A 622-nucleotide genomic window follows, 5' to 3' on the forward strand; every position below is an offset into this window, starting at 1 on the left:
CTTGGTGATGGCCAAGTGGATTTCGGTGCGGTCTTCTCAAAAATGGCGGCGAATGACTTTGATGGTTGGGCTGTGGTCGAATGGGAATGCTGTCTCAAACACCCCGAGGATGGCGCGCGTGAAGGCGCTCAGTTTGTGTCAGATCACATCATCCGTGTGACCGAGAGAGCCTTTGATGATTTCGCTGATAGTGGCGCCGGCGAAGCCGCCAATCGTAAAATGCTGGGGATTGAGTGATGGTCACAGGACGGAGTGAAGGAACCTCGGGCCGCATTCGGCTTGGCATGGTTGGCGGCGGAAACGACGCCTCCATAGGGGGTGTTCATCGCATAGCTGCACGACTGGACGACAAGTTCGAGCTGGTCGCCGGTGCTTTGTCTTCGACGCCAGAGAAATCCATGGAAAGTGGGCAGGCATTGGGGCTCGAACGGGTCTATGAAGACTTCAAACAAATGGCAATCAGGGAAGCTCGGTTGAAATCTGGAATCGAGGCGGTCTCAATCGTCACGCCAAACCACGTTCACTATGCAGCCGCGCGTGAATTCCTGAAACGCGGTATTCACGTCATTTGTGACAAGCCACTCACCTCGACCCTTGCGGATGCAAAAAGACTGGTGAAGGC

Annotated in this window: 1 protein-coding gene and 1 pseudogene; both read left to right on the forward strand. The window is 55.0% G+C overall.

Features of this window, described 5'->3' with window-relative positions; translation table 11 throughout:
* Nucleotides 1–237 (forward strand): annotated as a pseudogene (locus ACR0EL_RS22490) (sugar phosphate isomerase/epimerase); the annotation flags it as partial.
* Nucleotides 237–622: Gfo/Idh/MocA family protein (locus ACR0EL_RS22495; protein WP_480502356.1), on the forward strand; the 386-nt coding region annotated here is incomplete at its 3' end. The pseudogene ACR0EL_RS22490 and the gene ACR0EL_RS22495, both read left to right, overlap by 1 nt.

The organism is Ruegeria sp. AH12 (genome assembly GCF_056541465.1).